Origin of the sequence: Arcobacter roscoffensis, from assembly GCF_024267655.1 — a bacterium.
GTDB classification, from domain to species: Bacteria; Campylobacterota; Campylobacteria; order Campylobacterales; family Arcobacteraceae; genus Arcobacter_B; species Arcobacter_B roscoffensis.
In genome coordinates this window covers 679,720-700,717 of the sequence record NZ_CP100595.1, presented here as the reverse complement: position 1 = coordinate 700,717, position 20,998 = coordinate 679,720, and the positions used below count along the sequence as shown (strand labels likewise).

Here is a 20,998-nt window from a genome sequence, read left to right as displayed (position 1 = left end):
AATAAAGAGGATAAATGGAAGAACAAAAGAAAGAAGAATTAAAAGAACTCTTAAAAAAATCAGTAAATACAGATCATTTTAAAGAGCATAAAAAAGATAGAAATATAAATAATACGAGAAGTGAAGAAACAAAACCTAAAGAGTCTTCAAATACACCCAAAACAGAAAATAAAAAAAGCTTTTTTACTTTGCAGTATGCTTTTCTTTTGATAATTCTTGTGATTTTATTTATTTGTATTTATTTATTAAATAAACAAAATAAAAATATTATTGAACTTGAAAATCAAATCACCACTTTATCTACAAAAGAAATAGTAAAAAAAGAGCCTATTGAAGTTAAAATTAAAGAACCTATCATAAAAGAAAAAAAGGTTATTGAAGAAAAAGAGATTATAAAAGAGATTAAAATAGTAGATAAAAACCTAACAAAAGAAAAATTTAAAGAGTTTTACAATAGTGCAAAATTTAATAGACTTACTTGTTATGATTATAAGGCAGGAGCAATACAGCCTTCAAAACAGTGCCTTGATAAGATTCATAACTTTTTAGATAAAAATAAAAATGCTTTAAGATTTGAAATCATTCCCGTAGTTGATAAAAAAGATAAAGAGCTATTTGATGGAATCGAAAAAATTAAACTTGAAAACTATTCAACACCACAAAGATTAAATAAGTATGCCTTAAGAGGTTTATCAAGGGATAGAGTTTTAGAGCTTACTTGGAATATAAGACAAATAGTAGGACAAGAGTTAGTACTAACTCCTACAAACTATTTTGTAGAATCACAAAAAAGTAATCGAGGTATAATTATTAAAGCATATAATTAAATATGCTTTAATACTTCTTCTTTATCTGAAAAAGGAAATTTCTTGTCATAGATTGTTTGACTAGCTTCGTCACCTTTTCCTAAAATTAGAACAACACTATTTTCATCTGCCATTTCAATTGCAGTTTTAATAGCTGTTTTTCTATTCACATCAACTTTTACGCTTTGATGATTTTTGATACCTTTTAAAATATCTTCAATAATTAAATCTGGATCTTCAAACCTTGGATTATCAGAAGTTACTATTATATGTTTTGAATAAGTAGCAGCTACTTGACCCATAAGAGGTCTTTTATCTTTATCTCTATCGCCACCTGCTCCAAATACACAAATAATATCTTTTTCATTAAAGCTTTGAAGAACTTCTTTCATACCATCAGGTGTGTGAGCGAAGTCAACTATTACAAGTGGTTTATCACTTATAGTTTCCATTCTACCACTAACCCCTGCAAAACCTTCAAGTGCCTCACAAACCTCATCTAAATCTTTGCTTGTAAGCATATGAACAGCACCAATTGCAGCTGTTAGATTATAAACATTAAATATTCCCATCATTAAAGATGAAAAAGAGTGCATTTTTCCTAAATGAGAAAGCATTACATGCATTCCATTTTTAAAAGAATAAGCACTTACATTATAAGTTGAAGGATTATCTAAAGAGTATGATAAAGCATTTTTTGCATTAAACACAACCACAGGATCATCTTTGTTTATAAGCTTTTTAGTCTCATCTGCAAAAAATGAATTTTTCACATTGATATACTCTTCTACTGTTTTATGATAATCTAAATGGTCTCTTGTGATATTAGTATGAATCTTAAGTTCAAACTCTAAACCTTCGATTCTTTTTTGCTCAATCGCATGGGAACTAACTTCCATTACAAAAAAGTCACAATCATTTTGAATTGCTTTTTGTATATGTGCAAAATTCCCTAATTGAACAGGAGTTGTTAAAGAATAGTCCTCTACTCTTTCATCATTTATAAAAAAGCCTCTTGTACCTTGTAAGGCAACTTTATAGCCTAAGTCTAAAAGTGTTGAATAAATAGCAGCTGCTGTTGTAGTTTTACCATTTGTTCCAGTAATACCTACAACTTTAATACTACTCATATCTAAGTGGTTTTTTAAATCTTTTGCTTCAACAAAATCTAAACATCCATTATTTTTTGCATCTTCAACAAATCTTTTATTCTGTTTAGATACTACAAATGTAGTATCTTTATTTGCTTCGTTTGAGTTATCTGTAAATACTCGATTATTTATGATTATTTGCAAGTTGTTTCTCTTCTAATCTTTTATAAAGTTTTTCTATTTGTTCATCATATGAAAAATATTCATTAAATCCATCTAAATAAGTGTAAGCAGTACTATTAAAATCATTATCAATTAACTTTGTAACAAAGTCAAAAAAATCATCTTTATTTTCAATAGCAACTTTTGTTGAGAACATAATATCTTCAAATGCAATTCTAAAAGAACCTCTAGACTCGATAAGAGTTTTAAAATCATCATATCTTATAGCATCAAGCGAATCAACTGTTGACTCATTTAAATCCTTTAAAACATTCATCATTTTATCTATATCACCATCATAGGCATTAACTACATCTTCTACATATTGTATAGCTTCATCAATATTTTCATCTTTAACTACACTAAAATAGTCAAAAAGTGATATTGCTTTTTCTTCGTCTTCAGAAGCAATATCACAAAAAAGAGCATAAACTGGATACTCTTTATTTTCAGGGAAATTTGAAGATAGTTGTGAATACAAAAATAGTGCTTTATCAAACTTTTTTTGAGTAAAGAAACTATTTGCTTCATTTAATAATCTATTTTCATTTATCATTAAATTTCCTCTAATTTATTCTCCATTCCTTGTGGAACATTTACAATTTCTAAATCGGGATGAATTGCTGCTTTTAGTTCTTTTTCAACTACATACTTTAAAGTACTTCCACTAGCACTACATCCAACACATGCACCTTGCAATTGAACAAAAACTCTTCCATCTTTTATATCAAGTAGTTCAATTGCTCCACCATCTCTAGCTAACATAGGTGCAACTTTACTTTCTATTATAGAACTAACAGGAGGTCTTAAATCCTCATCAGTAAATGGCATCATGTTTAATCACCTTTTGATTTTTTTTTAACAAAAAATATTCCAATAGCAATTAATACAAAAATAACTGCTATTGTTTGAAATATAAATGTTAATGTTATTTCATCTTGAAACATCTTTACCCTAATTTTAGTTTAAAACTTCTTCACATCTTTGGCAAAGAGTGTCTTCTTCTTTTGCTGTAAACTTCCAACATCTAGGACATTTGTGTTCTACAGCTTTATATACTTCAAACTCGAAATTATCAATTTCGAATTTTCCAAGTATATCTGAACTTTGTTTATTATTTGTAATAGAACTTACAATAAACCAATCAGCTGCTTCTGTTTCACCCAATTTAAGAATCTCTTCACAATTTGTGTAAATACTTAACTCTAATGTAGATTTAATAGTCTTTTCTTTACTTAAAGCATCTTTGATTTCAGCAAACTTTTCCTTAGCTGCTACAAAAAGTTCATCACTAATTGAAGTTTGAACTTCTGGTAATACTACCTTTTCAAAATCAAAGATATCTTTAGTATCACCTTTAATACAAGCAGGTGCAAACTCTAATAACTCATCCATTGTATATGTTAAGATACAAGCTAAAGTAGAGATTAGCTTTCTAGCAATAATTGCCATTGCACTTTGAGATGCAAGTCTATGAATATCATTCTTATCATCACAATATAATCTATCTTTACAAACATCTAAATAAATACCTGATAAATCAACAACTAAGAAGTTGTTTAATTTATTTAAACCTTTAGAGAATTCATATACATTAAATGAAGCTTCAATTTCATCAAATACAGATTTAGCTTTAGATAAAATCCATCTATCAAGCTCACCCATCTTATCAACTGAAATAATCTCTTGTAAATCATCTACATTTGCAAGCAAAAATCTTGCTGTGTTTCTAATTTTTCTATAAAGTTCTGCATTTTGCTTTAAGATATTATCAGAGATTTTTAAATCTGATTGATAATCACTCATAGCAACCCACATTCTTAAAATCTCAGAACCGTACTGCTTCATAACCTTGTCAGGAGCAACAACATTTCCTTTCGATTTTGACATTTTTTCACCTTTTTCATCAACAGTGAATCCATGTGTTAAAATAGATTTATAAGGTGCGATTTCAGAAGATGCTAATGTAGTTAAAAGTGAAGATTGGAACCAACCTCTATGCTGATCACTTCCTTCTAAATACATATCAGCAGGGAAAGTTCCAGCATCGTAGTTTCTAGATCTTAATACAGCATTTTGAGTAGAACCAGAATCAAACCATACATCTAAAATATCCATAGTTTTTTCTAAATCTTCTGGATTATGTCCACTTCCTGGATATAATAACTCTTCAATTGGTAAATCATACCAAGCATCACAACCTTTTTGCTCAAAAATCATAGCTGTAAAGTTAAGAACTTTTTCATCAAAAATAATTTCATCAGTCTTCTTATTTCTAAAGAATGCAATAGGCACACCCCAGTCTCTTTGTCTAGAAATACACCAATCAGGTCTTCCATCAAGCATAGATCTTAATCTATTTCTTCCCCATTCAGGATAGAAAGTTAAGTTTTCAACTACATCTAAAGCATTTTCTCTAAGTGTTTTATTCTCTTTCCCATACTGATCATCAATTGAAATAAACCATTGTTTAGTTGCTCTAAAGATAATAGGCTTATGCGTTCTCCAACAGTGTGGGTATGAGTGTCTAATATCAACATGTTTAAGTAAAGCATCACCTAACTCTTCTAGAATTAACTCATTTGCTTTAAATACGTGAACACCTAAATATTTATCTGTATCATTAAATAGTTTTTCTCTTATAATTGTTTCATCATATTTACCATATGCATCAACTGGCATAATTACATCTAAACCATATTGTAATCCAACCTTATAGTCATCCTCACCATGTCCAGGAGCTGTATGAACTGCACCAGTACCTGCATCCATTTCTACATGTTCACCTAAGATGATTTTAGATTGTCTTGCATTTAATGGATTTATTGCATGAGTATTTTCTAATTCTTTAGGACAAACAGAGTCAACTATTTCACCTGAAATTACTTCTTGTTCAACTAAAGAATTATAAAGTTTTTTAGCAACAATAAATTTATCACTAGTTAAAACATACTCTTCTTCACCATTTAAAGCAATACCAGTATTTGCAGGTAAAGTCCATGGAGTTGTAGTCCAGATAATAACACTAGCATCAAGTTTTTCATGTTTAAATGCAACATAAATTGATGGAGATGTTTTATCTTCATACTCAATTTCTGCTTCAGCTAATGCTGTTTGAGCTGCCCAAGACCAATGAACTGGCTTAGATCTTTGTACTAAAAGTCCTTGCTTTGCAATAGCACATAATTCCCTATAAATATTAGCTTCAAATTTAAAGTCCATTGTTAAATAAGGATTTTCCCAATCACCTAAAACACCAAGTCTTTTAAATTCTTCTTTTTGAATATCAACAAATCTTGTAGCATGATCTCTACATAATTGTCTTAACTTAGATTTCGGTAACTCTTTTTTCTTTGTACTTCCAATCTTTTCTTCAACTTTTTGCTCAATTGGTAAACCATGACAATCCCAACCTGGAACATATCTAATCGATTTTCCGTCAAAATAGTGAAATTTATTTATAATATCTTTTAAAACTTTGTTTAATGCGTGACCTATATGAATGTGACCATTTGCATATGGTGGTCCATCATGTAGTGTAAAAGAAGGTGCCCCTTCTCTATTTTCTTTCATTCTTTCGTAAACGTTTTCCTCGTCCCATTTTTTATATTTTTTAGGCTCGTTTTGAGGTAAGCTTCCTCTCATTGGAAACTTTGTCTTTGGTAATAATAAACTCTCTTTGTAATCCATCTTAAAGTACCTTATTTATCTAAATATTTATAGTTTTTATTAAATCGTAGATTATATCTAATAATGATTAAAAAAATGATTAGCCATATTTTTAGTTTTTCTTATGTACAAAAACTGTACAATGCTTTTTACTATATCTCAAACATAGGTGTTACGAAACTCTATATTTTATTGTTAAATTGCACAACTATTTATTTTATTTAACTTAAATATAACTTCAATATGATATACTCCTTCCATATTTTGAAACAGATAGGAACTATAAATATGAATGAGAAACATTATGAAGTCTTAATTATTGGTGGAGGTATCTCTGGTGCAGCTTTATTTTTTGAGCTAGCAAAATACACTAATGCAAAAAGCATTTGTATGTTAGAAAAGTATGAAGACTTAGCTACTTTAAACTCAAAAGGTACTAGTAACTCTCAAACTATTCACGTTGGAGATATTGAAACTAACTATACTTTTGAAAAAGCTAAGATTACAAAAAGAACTGCAAAAATGATTGAAAAGTTCTGTTTAATGTATAACTTACAAGATAAGATTATGTTTAAACACCAAAAAATGGCTTTAGGTGTAGGTGAAGAAGAAGTTGAATTTATTACAAATAGATATAATGAATTTAAAGAAATTTTCCCTTATTTAGAATTATGGGATAAAGAAACTTTAAAAGAAAAAGAACCTTTATTAGTATATGCTGACAAAGAAAGAACAAAAGAAAGACCAGAACCAATTGTAGCAATGGGTGCTGATAATGAGTATACAACTGTTGAATATGGTGAGATGACAAAAGAGCTTGCTAAAGCTGGTCAAGAAGCTAATCCAGAAAAAACTACTGATATTTACTATAACTCAGAAGTTGATGAAGTAGAAAAAGTTGGTGATAAATTTAAAGTAACTACAGTTAATGGTACTGTTTATACTGCTGATTTTGTTGTTACAAACGCAGGTGCTCACTCATTATACTTAGCTCATAAAATGGGTTATGGTAAACACATGGGATCATTATCAATGGCTGGTTCATTCTACATTACTAATGACAAATACTTAAATGGTAAAGTTTATATGGTACAAAATGATAAATTACCATTTGCTGCACTTCATGGTGACCCTGATATTTTAGAAGATGGAAAAACTAGATTTGGACCAACTGCATTAGCTTTATTAGTTCTTGAAAGATACAAAGGTGGAAAATCATTCTTCCAATGTCTTAAAACAATGAATTTAGATGGCAATATTCTTAAAATATTCTGGGATTTATTTAAAGATAGTGACATTAGAAACTATGTATTAAAAAACTTCTTATTCGAAGTTCCAGGTATTAATAAAAAACTATTTGTTAAAGATGCACAAAAAATTGTACCTTCTTTAACTCCTGATGATTTAGAATATGCAAAAGGATTTGGTGGTGTAAGACCGCAAGTTCTTAATAAGAAAGAGCAAAAATTAATGCTTGGTGAAGCATCAATTACTGAATTACCAGGTATCATTTTTAATATGACTCCATCTCCAGGTGCAACTTCTTGTCTTGGAAATGCAGAAAGAGATACACAAATTATCTGTGACTACTTAAATTTAGAGTTTGATCACGATAGATTCTTAGCTGACTTTACAGAACAAGACTAATACCTACACATTATTATATAAAATAAGAGTTTTCTCTTATTTTATATTTCTACTATATAGACACAAAACTTTTTTTTTACTACAATATAAATCAATAATCAAACAATAAGCTATCATAAAGGCACAAAAATGGCATTTAGCAATATATTTAATGAAAATGATATGATAACACTTCAAAACCTTCTTAGAGCAAGAAATGAAACAATAACAACTGCTGAATCTTGTACAGGTGGATTAGTTGCACATATGATTACACAAATTGCAGGTTCTTCTGATATTTTCAATGGAGCAATAGTTTCATACTCAAACAATATCAAATCAAAAGAATTGGGTGTAAAAGAAGATACTCTAAAAAAACATGGTGCAGTCTCAACTCAAACAGTAGAAGAGATGTTAGAAGGTGCAATTAAAAAATTTGATGCAACATATGCAATTGCCATTTCAGGAATAGCAGGACCACAAGGTGGATGCAAAGATAAACCTGTAGGAACTGTTGTAATTGGGATTTGTAATAATAACAAAAAAAGTATTATTAAAGTAAATAAGTTCGATGGAGACAGAAAAGACATACAAAACCTTGCTTCTCAAACCTCTTTGAAAGAAATTTTGAAATTTCTACAAAAAAAGCTTGACAAATAAATTTTTTTCTATTATAATTCCAGTCCAATTTAAGAAGAACAACTTAAATTAGAGCATGACCCGTTAGCTCAGCTGGTAGAGCATCTCCCTTTTAAGGAGGTGGCCGAAGGTTCGAATCCTTCACGGGTCACCATTTTGGTCGATTAGCTCAGTTGGTAGAGCGCTACCCTTACAAGGTAGATGTCAGAAGTTCGAGTCTTCTATCGACCACCATTAAAAATTTATTGTTATTATGTGGCCCCTTCATCTAGCGGTTAGGATTCATGGTTTTCATCCATGCCACAGGAGTTCGAGTCTCCTAGGGGTCACCATTACTTAAAGTGTGCGGATGTAGTTTAGTTGGTTAGAATGCCTGCCTGTCACGCAGGAGGTCGCGAGTTCGAGTCTCGTCATCCGCGCCACTTTTTATTTGTATTGACCCGTTAGCTCAGCTGGTAGAGCATCTCCCTTTTAAGGAGGTGGCCGAAGGTTCGAATCCTTCACGGGTCACCATTTTGGTCGATTAGCTCAGTTGGTAGAGCGCTACCCTTACAAGGTAGATGTCAGAAGTTCGAGTCTTCTATCGACCACCATTAAAAATTTATTGTTATTATGTGGCCCCTTCATCTAGCGGTTAGGATTCATGGTTTTCATCCATGCCACAGGAGTTCGAGTCTCCTAGGGGTCACCATTACTTAAAGTGTGCGGATGTAGTTTAGTTGGTTAGAATGCCTGCCTGTCACGCAGGAGGTCGCGAGTTCGAGTCTCGTCATCCGCGCCACTTTTTATTTATATTGACCCGTTAGCTCAGCTGGTAGAGCATCTCCCTTTTAAGGAGGTGGCCGAAGGTTCGAATCCTTCACGGGTCACCATATATACACTTTTTATTGATGGCCCCTTCATCTAGCGGTTAGGATTCATGGTTTTCATCCATGCCACAGGAGTTCGAGTCTCCTAGGGGTCACCATCAAGGTCGATTAGCTCAGTTGGTAGAGCGCTACCCTTACAAGGTAGATGTCAGAAGTTCGAGTCTTCTATCGACCACCACTTTCTTATTATAAAATCATGCGGATGTAGTTTAGTTGGTTAGAATGCCTGCCTGTCACGCAGGAGGTCGCGAGTTCGAGTCTCGTCATCCGCGCCATGATTTAAAATCACACACTTATCTTTTAATAATTTATTTAGTCCCTTATAAAAGTATTATTTTATATAAAAAAGGCTATCCTATTATAGTCAAATCACAGGAAGCAAAAAATAAATGTTCAGAGCAAAAAGTTTATACCACCTAATAGTTTACAGTATTTTATTTATTGTAGTACTAATCTCATTTTTTACCTTTATTATTATCAATAATGCCCATGATGAATTACAAGAAAAAATTGTAGTATTAAAAGAAGATTTCACAAGTAACCAAAAAGAACTTTTAAAAAACGATATTAATTCTGTAATTAGTTTTATAAACTATTATCATAAAAAATATGAAGGTATAAAACCTGAAGAAGAAATACAAAAAGAAGTATTAGAAGCCATATCTCAAATGAAAAAAAGTGAAAATGTAAATGACTATATATTTGTTTATAATTTTGATGGTAACTTACTTTTTCATCCTATTACAAAAGATAAAATAGGTGACAATAGAATAAGTATGCAAGATAACAATGGTAAATTTGTTATAAAAGAACTTATTGAAAACTCTAAAAAATATTCTGGTGGATATGTTGAGTACATTTGGTATAAACCAGATATTGATAAAAATGCAAATAAAATATCATATTCAAACTCTTACAAAAAGTGGAATTGGACTATTGGAAAAGGTGTATATTTAGATGAGATAGATCAATTAGTTAGAGAAAAAAATGAAGAGTATAATCAAAAAATGTCAGATTATACTTTACAAATAACTTCATTAACTATAATGCTGGTTCTTTACTCAATATTTATTTATAAGAATGCTACGATTTTAATAGTAAATGATGTTAAAGAAATAGGTAAGTATTTTAAAGAGTCGCAAGATAATGATGAAGAAATTGATCAAAATAGAATTATATTTGGAGAGTTTAAAGTAATTGCAAACTATGCAAATGATGCAATGACAAATATAAAACTAAAAACTCATATGCTTGAAGATTTAAATAAAAACTTAGAGTATAAAGTTGATGAAAAGACAAGAGAACTTACAAAGCTAATTCAATCTCAAAAAGATTTTATTAAGAACTCAGTACATGAAATAAATACTCCACTATCAATAATCCAAACAAATATTGATTTACTTAAAATGAAAGTACCAAATAATAAATATATTACACATATTGAATCAGGTTCAAAAATAATTCAGTATATTTATGATGATTTATCTTATCTTATAAAAAAAGACAGAGTTGTTTACGAAAAAGAGTATTTAGAGTTTTCAGAGATTTTAACACATAGAATCGATTTCTTTGATGAAATAGCAGTATCTAATTCTTTATATTTTATAAGTAATATTGAAGAAGATATTTATATAAAATTCAATAAAACAGAACTTCAAAGAATTATTGATAATAATCTTTCAAATGCAATAAAATACTCATTTCCCAAATCCCCTATTTTTGTTAGATTAGATTATATAAATGATAAGGAGGTTGAATTCTCAGTATGTACCAACTCCAAAAAAATAGAAGCTCAAAACAAGATTTTTGATGACTTCTACAGGGAAAATAGTGCTAGAGGTGGCTTTGGTTTAGGATTAAAAATAGTAAGAGATATTTGTAATAAAAATAGCGTTACTGTTAAACTAGAGTCTAATGACAAGGAAACAAAATTTACATATAGGTTTAAAATAAATGAAGATACTACTACTTGAAGATGAATTAATGCTAAATAATGCCATTTGTGAGTATTTAAGAAATATTGGTCACATGGTAGAGAATTTTACTGATGGTCAAGATGCAATAGATAATATAGATACATCTTTTGATTTATTAATATTAGATATAAATGTTCCATCTAAAGATGGTTTTACAATTCTAGAAGATTTAAATAGAAAGAAAATCTATATACCTACTATATTTATTTCTGCGTTAATAGATATAGAAGATATTTCAAAAGCATATGAATTAGGTGCGAGAGAGTATTTAAAAAAACCTTTCCATTTAGAAGAGTTAGGTATTAAAATCAATCTAATTTTAAAAAAAGAGCAAAGTAATACCTCTCATATTAGATTTTCAGAGAATTATTCATACTCAAAAGACAAACAAACACTATACTTTAATGGTGAACCACAAAGTCTTACAAAAAAACAATTAGAGATAATTCATATATTAGCTTTAAATATTAACATGATAGTTGACTTTGAAAGATTCAGAATTGATATCTGGGACGGGGAGAATATTGACAACCCTACTATTAGAGCAGAGATTTCAAGGCTTAAAAAAGCACTGAAAGAGGACTTTATCAAAAATATCAGAGGTTTAGGTTACAAAATCGACAGATATTATTCTTCTTAATAAACCACCATAAAATGGCTCTTCTTGAGCCATTTTGCTACTTTCATCCTACGTTCAAAAAAACTTTTTCAAATTTCTTTTCAATTGCTACCTTTTTGCTATCTAGACTTATTATACTTTCAATGTTAGATTATTAAACGCATTAGAGTTTAATATCAAAATCAATAAGGAGAGCAGAATATGAGTCCAGAAAAAGCACAAGCATACTGGAAAGAAAATATTTCAATGATTCTTAAACTATTAGTAGTTTGGTTCGTTGTTTCTTTCGGATGTGGAATTTTATTCATAAATGAACTTAACGCTATTGAAATTAGTGGTGTTAAATTAGGTTATTGGTTTGCACAACAAGGTGCAATTTACGTATTTGTTATCTTAATCTTTATATATGTAAAGGTTATGACAAGTATCGATGAGAAATACGGCGTAAACGAGTAGGGAGAAAGAAAAGATGGAATTACAATCATTAATTTACCTATTCGTAGGTATTTCATTCGCAATTTATATTGGTATTGCACTTTGGGCAAAAGCTGGTTCAACTAAAGACTTTTATGTTGCAGGTGGGGGAGTTCACCCAGTAGCAAACGGTATGGCGACTGCTGCAGACTGGATGTCAGCTGCATCATTTATCTCATTAGCAGGTATCATTTCATTCAAAGGTTCTGATGGTGGTGCTTATTTAATGGGTTGGACTGGTGGATACGTTCTACTAGCAATGTTATTAGCACCTTACTTAAGAAAGTTTGGTAAGTTTACGGTTCCTGATTTTGTTGGTGACAGATATTACTCTGACACAGCTAGATTAGTTGCTGTTATTTCAGTTATCTTCGTTTCGTTCACATATGTTGCTGGACAAATGAGAGGTGTTGGTATCGTATTCTCAAGATTCTTACAAGTTGACGTAAATACAGGTGTATTAATTGGTATGGCAATTGTATTCTTCTACTCTGTTCTTGGTGGTATGAAGGGTATTACATATACACAAGTTGCTCAATATGTAGTAATGATTTTTGCATACATGATTCCTGCAATTTTCTTATCACTACAAGTTACTGATACGTTCTTACCACAATTAGGTATTTTCGCTCAAACTACATTTGCATTTGATTCAGGAGTACAAGTAATTCCAGAAGGCACATATCTGTTGCATGCACTAGATACAGCTGTTTCTGATTTAGGATTCAATGAGTATACTCAACCAGGTAACTTATGGAATATGTTTATGTTAACTACTGCGTTAATGTTAGGTACTGCTGGTTTACCACACGTTATTGTTAGATTCTTTACAGTTCCAACTGTTAAAGATGCTAGAATTTCAGCTGGTTGGGCATTAATCTTCATTGCATTAATGTATACAACTATTTCATCTGTATCTTCATTCTCAAGAGTGAACTTAATTAAAAACTTACAAAATACTGAGTATAAAGCATTTGTTGCTGGTGAATTAAAGCACGCTGATGGTACACCAAATGACGGTAACTGGTTTAAAACTTGGGAAAATGGTGGATTAATCGCATGGAATGATAGAAATGGCGATGGTAAAATCCAATATGCTACTGGAAAAGCTTTCGAAGGTGCTAAAGGTAAGCCTGCATTCGATGGTGAAAAAAGAGCAGAAGATGGTCATAGATTAACTACTAACGCTGCTGGACCTGCATCTGAGGCTGAATTAGCTAAAGGTAATGGAATTGCAAATGAGTTATATGTTGATAGAGATATTATGGTACTTGCAAACCCTGAGATTGCAAACTTACCTAACTGGGTAATTGCGTTCATCGCAGCTGGTGGTCTTGCAGCAGCATTATCTACAGCAGCAGGTTTATTACTTGTAATTGCTTCAGCGATTTCACATGACTTAATGGGTCAAGTTATCTTTAAAGATAAAGAAACTGGTAAATCTACATTAAACGAAAAAACTGAGTTAATGTGGGCAAGAATTTCAGCAGTAGCTGCTATTTGTGTTGCTGGTTACTTAGGGATTAACCCTCCAGGTTTCGTTGCACAAGTTGTTGCATTTGCATTTGGTTTAGCTGCAGCAGCATTCTTCCCAACAATTATCCTTGGGGTATTTGATAAGAGAATGAACAAAGAAGGTGCAATTGCTGGTATTTTAACTGGTTTAATTTTCACATTCGGTTACATTATTTACTTTGTATTCTTAGGTGGAGATCCAAAAGATTACTTCTTAGGAATTCATCCAACTGGTATTGGTACAATCGGTACATTACTTCACTTAATCGTGGCAGTAGTTGTTTCTAGAATGACACCAGAACCACCACAAGAAATTCAAGATCTAGTAGAGAAAATCAGAATCCCTTCAGGAGCTGGTGAGGCTGTAGATCACTAAAACTAACAAGTATACCCTCGGGTATACTTTTAGTGTTTTTTTATGTTATTATTCTTACTAATATAAAAAAACACTATTACAAGGAGACTTCAATGAGTCTACAAGACCAGGAAGCATTTCTATCAAATATCCACCCTTTTGAAGTACTAACACAAGAGCAACTAGATACTTGTATCAAACATATGGACATAGCCTACTATGCTAAAGACTCAACTTTAATTAGTCCAGAAAAAATTCCAAACTATTTTTTTATCATAATAAAGGGTACAGTTTATGAATATAAAGAAGATGAAGTTGTAATGGATTATCATCAGCAAGACTCTTTTGATGCAAACTCTTTAATATATGGAAAAAGTAAAAATACTTTTAAAGTTCATGAAGACCTAATTTGTTATGAGTTAGAGAAAAAAACTTTTTTAAATCTTTTAGAAAATAATAAAGCATTCAAAGACTTCTTTTTAGAAAACCTTGTAAATAGAATAAAAACACTTAAAGATAAAGAATATACTTCTCAATTATCATCTTTTATGATTGCAAAAGTTGATGATGCACTTGTTCATGATGCTTGTGTAGTAGAAGAAGATACTAAACTTTTAGATGCTATTCAAAAATCAATGGAATATAAAACTTCAACAATTATTGTCAAAAGAGATGATGAGTATGGAATTATTACTGATTCACTATTAAAAGTTAAAGTTTTACTAGAAGGCAGAGACTTAAGTATTCCTGTAAAAGAAATTGCAATATTTCCCTTAATGACCGTTTTTAATGATGATTACTTATTTGATGCCCTATCAGTATTAATAAAAAGAAATATTAAAAGAGTTGGAGTTGTAAACTCACAAGGAGAAATGCAAGGAATTTTAGAACAAATTGATGTTTTATCACATTTTGCAAATAATACTTATATTGTTGACACACAAATTAAAAAATCTAAAACTATTGATGCTTTAAAAAATTCAAGTAAAGATTTATTAAATATTATTAAATCCCTTCAAGCAAAAGGTGTAAAGGTTCATCATATTTCTAATTTAATAGGTCAATTAAATACAAAAGTTTATAAAAAACTTTATAAACTAATAGTTCCTGAAGAATTACAAAAAGATGCTTGTTTTATTGTAATGGGAAGTGAAGGAAGAAATGAACAAATCATAAAAACTGACCAAGACAATGCTTTGGTAATAAAAAGTGGTGTAGATGTTGAACAATATAGACCATACATGGAAAAAATGACAGAAACTCTAATTGATTTTGGATACCCGCCATGTGAAGGTAATATTATGGTATCTAATCCATTTTGGTGTAAAACAGTTGATGAATACAAAAAAGAGACTGCAAGATGGATTGAAGCACCTGATATGCAAAACTATATGGATTTAGCTATATTTTTTGACTCTTACGCCGTTGCAGGAGATAAAGAACTATTAATTAATTTAAAGGATGACTTATTCAATAAACTCCATGATAAAGACGTATTTATGGCATATTTTGCAAAGGCCACTTTAACTTTTGATACACCTAGTACAGTTGCAAATTTTATGACAAAAAAACATACTATTGATATTAAAAAAACTGCGGTATTTCCCATAGTTCAAGGTATTAGAAGCTTAGCTTTAAGAGAAAGAATTAGAGAAACAACAACTGTTAGAAGAATAAAAATTTTAGAGCAAAGAAAAATTTTAGAAAAAGATAGAGCAGATGAATTACTTGAAGCCTTTGATGTAGTAAATACTTTAAGATTAAATGCTCACTTAGAATATTTAAGAGAAAATAAAGAAGTTATAAATGAAATTGATACACACTCTCTTGGTAAAATAGAAAGAGACTTATTAAAAGATTCATTTAAGATAGTAATAGACTTTAAAAAGTTTATAAATTACACTTTTAAAATAGACAAGATTTCATAATGTTAGCAAATTTTTTAAGAAACTGGAAAAAAAGATCACTTAAAGATAAAAAATATGAATCTCTTTTTGATGAACCTTTAAAAGATGAATATGTGTGCCTAGACTGTGAAACAACCGGGCTAAGCCCAAGAAAAGATGAAATCCTATCAATTGGTGCTGTTATTATTAAAGAGAATAAAATATTAATGAGAAAAACCTTAAATATTTTTGTTAAACCCTCTAAAAAAATTGACGCAGAATCTATTAAAATACATCATATAAGACCTATTGATTTACAAAATGCTATAAATCCTAAAGATGCTATATTAGAACTTTTAGACTTTATAGGTAATCGTCCAATCGTTGGATACTACATAAAATTTGATGTTGCAATGATTTCTAAATATACAAAAAAATACATTGGTATTTCTTTACCTAATGAGACAATCGAAGTTTCATCTATGTATTACAAAACTAGAAAAAGATCAAGTGATTATGAATTTATTGATTTAAAATTTGACACTATCATGAAAGAATTAGATCTTCCAGAACTTGGAAAACATGATGCTTTAAATGATGCTATTATGACTTCAATGATGTTCTTAAAACTTAAAGACTTAACTCCAGCTAAAACTACATTCTACACTAATTAAAAAAGATAACTTTTATACTAAAAAAGTTCTCTTTTTTTAGCTTCTAAAAGTTACACTTCTTATTTTCAAAATTTAAATTCAACTTAAATTATAAATATTACACTTCCTTATAAATATAAATATGTATAATTAATGTTATTTTTATTTAAATGCTATACTAATGCTACTTTCGACACTTCAAGTAAAATTTGTATTAAAAATTTAAATAAAATAACTAAGGAGGCAAAAAATGAATGATGAGTTAGTACAACGAATCAAAAACAACCCTAAATATCAGGAGTTGGTAAAAAAGAGAAATGGTTTTGCACTAAAACTATCAATCTTTGTATTAGTAATGTTTTATGCATTTATCTTAACAATTGCATTTGATCCAGCTGTTTTAGGAATTAAAACAGGTGAAGGTGTAATGACAGTTGCATTTCCAGTAGCTGCAGCTATTATTATCATTGGATTCATAACAACACTTATTTATGTTAAAAGAGCAAATGGCGAATTTGAAGACTTAACAAATGAAGTAAAAGCAGATGTAAAGGATTTATTATAATGTTTAGAATATTAGGACTACTTTCAGTTTTAGCAGTAGCACTATTTGCTGCAGGTGATGCGAATTTTGAAGCAACAAAAAGAGAATTAAATATTCCTGCGATTATTATGTTCTTTATTTTTGTTGGTGGTACACTAGGTATTACATATTGGGCAGCTAAGAAAACAAAATCTGCATCTGACTTTTATACAGCAGGTGGAGGGATTTCAGGTTTTCAAAATGGTATGGCAATTGCAGGTGACTATATGTCTGCTGCATCTTTCTTAGGTCTTTCAGGTTTAGTATACTTAAAAGGTTATGATGGATTAGTTTATGCTGTTGGGTTCTTAGTTGGATGGCCAGTTATTTTATTCTTAATGGCTGAAAAATTAAGAAATTTAGGTAAATTTACATTTGCTGATATTGCTGCGTATAGACTTGGTCAAAAAGAGATTAGAACTCTTGCATCATTAGGTTCATTAGCAGTTGTTACTTTATACCTTATCGCACAAATGGTTGGTTCAGGTAAACTGATTCAAGTATTATTTGGTTTAGAGTATGAATATGCTGTAATCTTAGTTGGTGTAATGATGATTATTTACGTAACATTTGGTGGTATGTTAGCTACTACATGGGTACAAATTATTAAAGCAGTATTATTATTATCTGGTGTTACTTTCATGGGATACATGGTAATGAGTCACTTTGGATTTTCTTTTGAAGCCTTAGCAACAAAAGCAGTTGAAACTCACGATTTAGGTCAAGCTATTATGGCACCTGGTGGATTTATTTCTGATCCTATTTCTGCCATTTCATTAGGATTAGCATTAATGTTAGGAACTGCAGGTCTTCCTCACGTGCTTATGAGATTCTTTACTGTTGGTAATGCTAAAGAAGCTAGAAAATCTGTTGTTTACGCAACTGGATTTATTGGTTACTTCTACTTAGTTATTGCAATTATTGGTTTAGGTGCAATTGTATTCTTAAACTCACCAGAAGGTCAAGCTTACTTTGTTGATGGTCAACTATTTGGTGGAAATAATATGGCTGCAATTCACTTATCACATATTGTTGGTGGAAATATTTTCTTAGGATTTATTTCAGCTGTTGCATTTGCTACAATTTTAGCAGTTGTTGCAGGTCTTACACTTGCAGGTGCAAGTGCTATTTCACATGACCTTTATGCATCTGTTATTAACCCAAATGCTACTGAAGAGCAAGAGATTAAAATCTCAAAAATTGCTGTTATTGTAATTGGTGTAGTAGGTGTATTATTAGGTATTGCTTTTGAGCACCAAAATATTGCATTTATGGTTGGTCTTGCATTTGCTATTGCTGCATCTGCTAACTTCCCAATTCTATTCTTATCAATTTACTGGTCTAAATTAACAACTAGAGGTGCATTAATTGGTGGATTATTAGGATTAATTACAGCAGTTGTTTTAGTTATATTAGGTCCAGTTGTATGGGTTTCTGTATTAGGAAATGAAGAAGCTATCTTCCCTTATAAACACCCTGCTTTATTCTCTGTTGCTACTGCATTTATTGGTATTTGGTTCTTCTCAATTACTGATAACTCTCAAAGAGCAAAAGATGAACAAAAAGCATTTGAGGCTCAAAGTGTTAGAGCTGAAACAGGTATAGGTGCATCAGGAGCAGTTGATCACTAAACCTTTTACTAAAGAGATTTTTCTCTTTAGTAACAAACTATTATAAGTATTACTAATTTTCACACTATAATTACTACTTTTATACAACTTTATGAAATTATAAAACTTTTCTTAAAAATTATAACTAATTTACATATATAAACATGGCTTTTTTTGTTACTTTTTTACATTTTTTACATTTTATTTACATATTTTATCAATTTTTTTCAATTATAAATAATTTTTTACATGTATAATAAAACTGTTTTTTCTTATTTGCTATTTTATTGCTATAAAAAATATTAGCTTTAAAGACAATAAGAATTAGTTTTATGCATAATTTTATTTATGCAATAACGAAAAAGGAAGCAGAATGAACGAAAAATTAGTAGAGAGGATTGACAATAACCCTAAATATCATGAACTAGTTTCTAAAAGAAATAGTTTTGGTATCAAATTAGGGATATTTGTATTAGTGATGTTTTATGCATTTATCTTAACAATTGCATTTAACAAAGAGATTTTAGCAACTAAAATAGGTGATGGTTTAACAACTGTTGCATTTCCTATTGCATTAGCTATTTTAATTATCAGTTTTATCACAACTGTGATTTATGTTAGAAGAGCAAATGGGGAGTTTGAAGATCTAACAAATGAAATTAAAAACGACGTAAAGGATTTAGTGTAATGTTTAGAATTTTAGCACTTATTTCAGTTATTGCTTTAACAGCATTTGCAGCAGGTGACGCATCTTTTGAAGCTACAAAAAGAGATTTAAATATACCTGCTATTATCATGTTCTTTATATTTATCTTAGGAACATTAGGTTTAACATATTGGGCTGCACAAAAAACAAAATCAGCAAGTGACTTTTATACAGCTGGTGGAGGAATTACAGGTTTTCAAAATGGTTTAGCAATTGCAGGTGACTATATGTCAGCAGCTGCATTCTTAGGTGTATCTGGTCTTATTTATATGAAAGGTTATGATGGAGTTATCTATGCTGTATCATTCTTAGTTGGATGGCCAATTATTCTTTTCTTTATGGCGGAGAAGTTAAGAAACTTAGGTAAGTTTACATTTACTGATATTGCTGCATATAGATTAGGTCAAAAACAAATTAGAACATTAGCAGCATTTGGTACTATTTCTGTTGTTGTTTTATATCTTATTGCACAAATGGTTGGTGCTGGTAAATTAATTCAAGTATTATTTGGATTAGAGTATGAATATGCAGTTATCCTTGTAGGTATTATGATGATTATCTATGTAACATTTGGTGGTATGCTTGCAACTACATGGGTTCAGATTATTAAGGCATGTTTACTTTTAACTGGTGTTTCGTTCATGGCAATTATGGTTTTATATCACTTTGACTTTAGTTTTGAATCTTTAGCTGTATCAGCTGTTGAAAACCATAGTGCTGGTGAGTCTATCTTAGCTCCTGGTGGATTTATTTCAGATCCAATTTCAGCTATTTCTTTAGGTATGGCTTTAATGCTAGGAACTGCTGGTCTTCCTCACGTACTTATGAGATTCTTTACTGTTGGTAATGCTAAAGAAGCTAGAAAATCTGTTGTTTATGCAACTGGGTTTATTGGTTACTTCTGGATCATTATTACAATCGTTGGTTTTGGTGCAATTGCATTCTTAAATTCTGATGCTGGGTCATCATACTTTGTTGAAGGTCAACTATTTGGTGGAAACAATATGGCTTCAATTCACTTATCACATATGTTAGGTGGAAATGCATTCTTAGGATTTATTTCAGCTGTTGCATTTGCTACAATTTTAGCTGTTGTTTCAGGACTAACACTTTCAGCAGCAGGGGCAATTTCACATGACCTTTATGCAAATGTAATTAATACTAATTCAACAGATGAACAAGTTGTAAAAATCTCTAGAATTACTGTTGTTGCTGTAGGTATTGTTGGTGTTACTTTAGGTATTGCATTTGAGCAACAAAATATTGCTTATATGGTTGGTCTTGCATTTGGTATTGCAGCATCAGCTAACTTCCCTATTTTATTCCTATCAATTTACTGGTCTCAGTTAACAACAAGAGGTGCATTCTTAGGTGGACTATGTGGTCTTATCTCAGCTGTTACACTTGTAATTGTTGGACCAATTGTATGGGTACAAATTTTAGGAAATGAAGAAGCTTTATTCCCTTATAAACACCCTGCGCTATTCTCTGTAACAATTGCATTTGTTTCTATCTGGTTCTTCTCTAAGACTGATAGTTCTGAGAAAGGAAAAGCAGAAAAAGAATTATTCAAAGCTCAAAATATTAGAGCAAATACAGGTATTGGTGCAGCAGGAGCTGTTGATCACTAAGCCTTTTAAAATATCAAAGAAGTAATCTTCTTTGATATTTATTATTAACTACAAATTTTTAAAATCTA

At 30.5% G+C, this 20,998-nt stretch carries 17 protein-coding genes and 12 tRNA genes; 25 read left to right on the top strand and 4 right to left on the bottom strand.

The window, feature by feature from the left end; translation table 11 throughout:
• Nucleotides 1-14: 14 nt before the first annotated feature.
• Nucleotides 15-827: a hypothetical protein gene (locus tag NJU99_RS03450; RefSeq protein ID WP_254577336.1), complete on the top strand. Its 813-nt coding sequence runs from the start codon at nucleotides 15-17 to the stop codon at nucleotides 825-827.
• On the opposite strand, the gene NJU99_RS03445 is transcribed toward NJU99_RS03450, so the two are convergent.
• The 4 genes from NJU99_RS03445 to ileS all read right to left on the bottom strand — a co-directional run bounded on the left by NJU99_RS03445 (nucleotide 824) and on the right by ileS (nucleotide 5,809).
• Complete coding sequence (locus NJU99_RS03445) at nucleotides 824-2,101, bottom strand: UDP-N-acetylmuramoyl-L-alanyl-D-glutamate--2,6-diaminopimelate ligase (protein WP_254577335.1); 1,278 nt, start codon at nucleotides 2,099-2,101, stop codon at nucleotides 824-826. The two genes, NJU99_RS03450 and NJU99_RS03445, sit on opposite strands and share 4 nt — an antisense overlap.
• The gene (locus NJU99_RS03440; RefSeq protein WP_254577334.1) at nucleotides 2,082-2,675 is read right to left on the bottom strand and encodes a hypothetical protein; all 594 of its coding nucleotides are present in this window, start codon (nucleotides 2,673-2,675) and stop codon (nucleotides 2,082-2,084) included. Before NJU99_RS03440 ends, NJU99_RS03445 begins: the two co-directional genes overlap by 20 nt.
• Complete coding sequence (locus tag NJU99_RS03435) at nucleotides 2,675-2,953, bottom strand: NifU family protein (RefSeq protein ID WP_254577333.1); 279 nt, start codon at nucleotides 2,951-2,953, stop codon at nucleotides 2,675-2,677. The genes NJU99_RS03440 and NJU99_RS03435 overlap by 1 nt, the downstream gene beginning before the upstream one ends.
• 126 nt (nucleotides 2,954-3,079) lie before the next feature.
• The gene (ileS, locus tag NJU99_RS03430; RefSeq protein WP_254577332.1) at nucleotides 3,080-5,809 is read right to left on the bottom strand and encodes an isoleucine--tRNA ligase; all 2,730 of its coding nucleotides are present in this window, start codon (nucleotides 5,807-5,809) and stop codon (nucleotides 3,080-3,082) included.
• Between the two features lie 267 nt (nucleotides 5,810-6,076).
• Here ileS and NJU99_RS03425 point away from each other — a divergent pair, with 267 nt between their 5' ends.
• The 24 genes from NJU99_RS03425 to NJU99_RS03310 all read left to right on the top strand — a co-directional run bounded on the left by NJU99_RS03425 (nucleotide 6,077) and on the right by NJU99_RS03310 (nucleotide 20,930).
• Entirely contained in the window at nucleotides 6,077-7,435 is a 1,359-nt protein-coding gene (locus NJU99_RS03425; RefSeq protein WP_254577331.1) for an FAD-dependent oxidoreductase, read from the top strand.
• A gap of 129 nt (nucleotides 7,436-7,564) precedes the next feature.
• Entirely contained in the window at nucleotides 7,565-8,074 is a 510-nt protein-coding gene (locus tag NJU99_RS03420) for a CinA family protein (protein WP_254577330.1), read from the top strand.
• Nucleotides 8,075-8,131: 57 nt separating this feature from the next.
• Nucleotides 8,132-8,207: transfer RNA gene (locus tag NJU99_RS03415), tRNA-Lys, on the top strand.
• 4 nt (nucleotides 8,208-8,211) lie between these two features.
• Nucleotides 8,212-8,287, top strand: a tRNA-Val gene (locus tag NJU99_RS03410).
• Nucleotides 8,288-8,310: 23 nt separating this feature from the next.
• Nucleotides 8,311-8,385 (top strand) — tRNA-Glu (locus NJU99_RS03405).
• Between the two features lie 13 nt (nucleotides 8,386-8,398).
• Nucleotides 8,399-8,475, top strand: a tRNA-Asp gene (locus NJU99_RS03400).
• A gap of 15 nt (nucleotides 8,476-8,490) precedes the next feature.
• Nucleotides 8,491-8,566: transfer RNA gene (locus NJU99_RS03395), tRNA-Lys, on the top strand.
• 4 nt (nucleotides 8,567-8,570) lie between these two features.
• Nucleotides 8,571-8,646: transfer RNA gene (locus NJU99_RS03390), tRNA-Val, on the top strand.
• A 23-nt stretch (nucleotides 8,647-8,669) separates the two neighbouring features.
• Nucleotides 8,670-8,744, top strand: a tRNA-Glu gene (locus NJU99_RS03385).
• Between the two features lie 13 nt (nucleotides 8,745-8,757).
• A tRNA-Asp gene (locus NJU99_RS03380) sits at nucleotides 8,758-8,834 on the top strand.
• Between the two features lie 15 nt (nucleotides 8,835-8,849).
• Nucleotides 8,850-8,925 (top strand) — tRNA-Lys (locus NJU99_RS03375).
• Between the two features lie 20 nt (nucleotides 8,926-8,945).
• A tRNA-Glu gene (locus NJU99_RS03370) sits at nucleotides 8,946-9,020 on the top strand.
• A gap of 4 nt (nucleotides 9,021-9,024) precedes the next feature.
• Nucleotides 9,025-9,100: transfer RNA gene (locus NJU99_RS03365), tRNA-Val, on the top strand.
• 20 nt (nucleotides 9,101-9,120) lie between these two features.
• Nucleotides 9,121-9,197: transfer RNA gene (locus NJU99_RS03360), tRNA-Asp, on the top strand.
• Between the two features lie 114 nt (nucleotides 9,198-9,311).
• Nucleotides 9,312-10,895, top strand: coding sequence for a sensor histidine kinase (locus NJU99_RS03355; protein ID WP_254577329.1), 1,584 nt, complete (start codon nucleotides 9,312-9,314; stop codon nucleotides 10,893-10,895).
• Nucleotides 10,876-11,538, top strand: a complete 663-nt coding sequence (locus NJU99_RS03350; protein WP_254577328.1) for a response regulator transcription factor — start codon at nucleotides 10,876-10,878, stop codon at nucleotides 11,536-11,538. Before NJU99_RS03355 ends, NJU99_RS03350 begins: the two co-directional genes overlap by 20 nt.
• A gap of 180 nt (nucleotides 11,539-11,718) precedes the next feature.
• Nucleotides 11,719-11,973 carry a DUF4212 domain-containing protein gene (locus NJU99_RS03345; RefSeq protein ID WP_254577327.1) on the top strand — a complete coding sequence of 85 codons (255 nt, stop codon included), beginning with the start codon at nucleotides 11,719-11,721 and terminating at the stop codon, nucleotides 11,971-11,973.
• Between the two features lie 13 nt (nucleotides 11,974-11,986).
• Entirely contained in the window at nucleotides 11,987-13,882 is a 1,896-nt protein-coding gene (locus NJU99_RS03340) for a sodium:solute symporter family protein (protein ID WP_254577326.1), read from the top strand.
• Nucleotides 13,883-13,974: 92 nt separating this feature from the next.
• Nucleotides 13,975-15,789 (top strand): DUF294 nucleotidyltransferase-like domain-containing protein, encoded by a 1,815-nt coding sequence (locus NJU99_RS03335; protein ID WP_254577325.1) that lies wholly within the window; start codon nucleotides 13,975-13,977, stop codon nucleotides 15,787-15,789.
• Nucleotides 15,789-16,421: a 3'-5' exonuclease gene (locus NJU99_RS03330; RefSeq protein WP_254577324.1), complete on the top strand. Its 633-nt coding sequence runs from the start codon at nucleotides 15,789-15,791 to the stop codon at nucleotides 16,419-16,421. Before NJU99_RS03335 ends, NJU99_RS03330 begins: the two co-directional genes overlap by 1 nt.
• A gap of 229 nt (nucleotides 16,422-16,650) precedes the next feature.
• Nucleotides 16,651-16,965: a DUF485 domain-containing protein gene (locus NJU99_RS03325; protein WP_254577323.1), complete on the top strand. Its 315-nt coding sequence runs from the start codon at nucleotides 16,651-16,653 to the stop codon at nucleotides 16,963-16,965.
• The gene (locus NJU99_RS03320) at nucleotides 16,965-18,614 is read left to right on the top strand and encodes a cation acetate symporter (protein WP_254577322.1); all 1,650 of its coding nucleotides are present in this window, start codon (nucleotides 16,965-16,967) and stop codon (nucleotides 18,612-18,614) included. Before NJU99_RS03325 ends, NJU99_RS03320 begins: the two co-directional genes overlap by 1 nt.
• Before the next feature lie 352 nt (nucleotides 18,615-18,966).
• On the top strand, nucleotides 18,967-19,281 hold the full coding sequence (locus NJU99_RS03315) for a DUF485 domain-containing protein (protein WP_254577321.1): 315 nt from the start codon (nucleotides 18,967-18,969) through the stop codon (nucleotides 19,279-19,281).
• Entirely contained in the window at nucleotides 19,281-20,930 is a 1,650-nt protein-coding gene (locus tag NJU99_RS03310; protein ID WP_254577320.1) for a cation acetate symporter, read from the top strand. Before NJU99_RS03315 ends, NJU99_RS03310 begins: the two co-directional genes overlap by 1 nt.
• The last annotated feature ends 68 nt before the right edge of the window (nucleotides 20,931-20,998 follow it).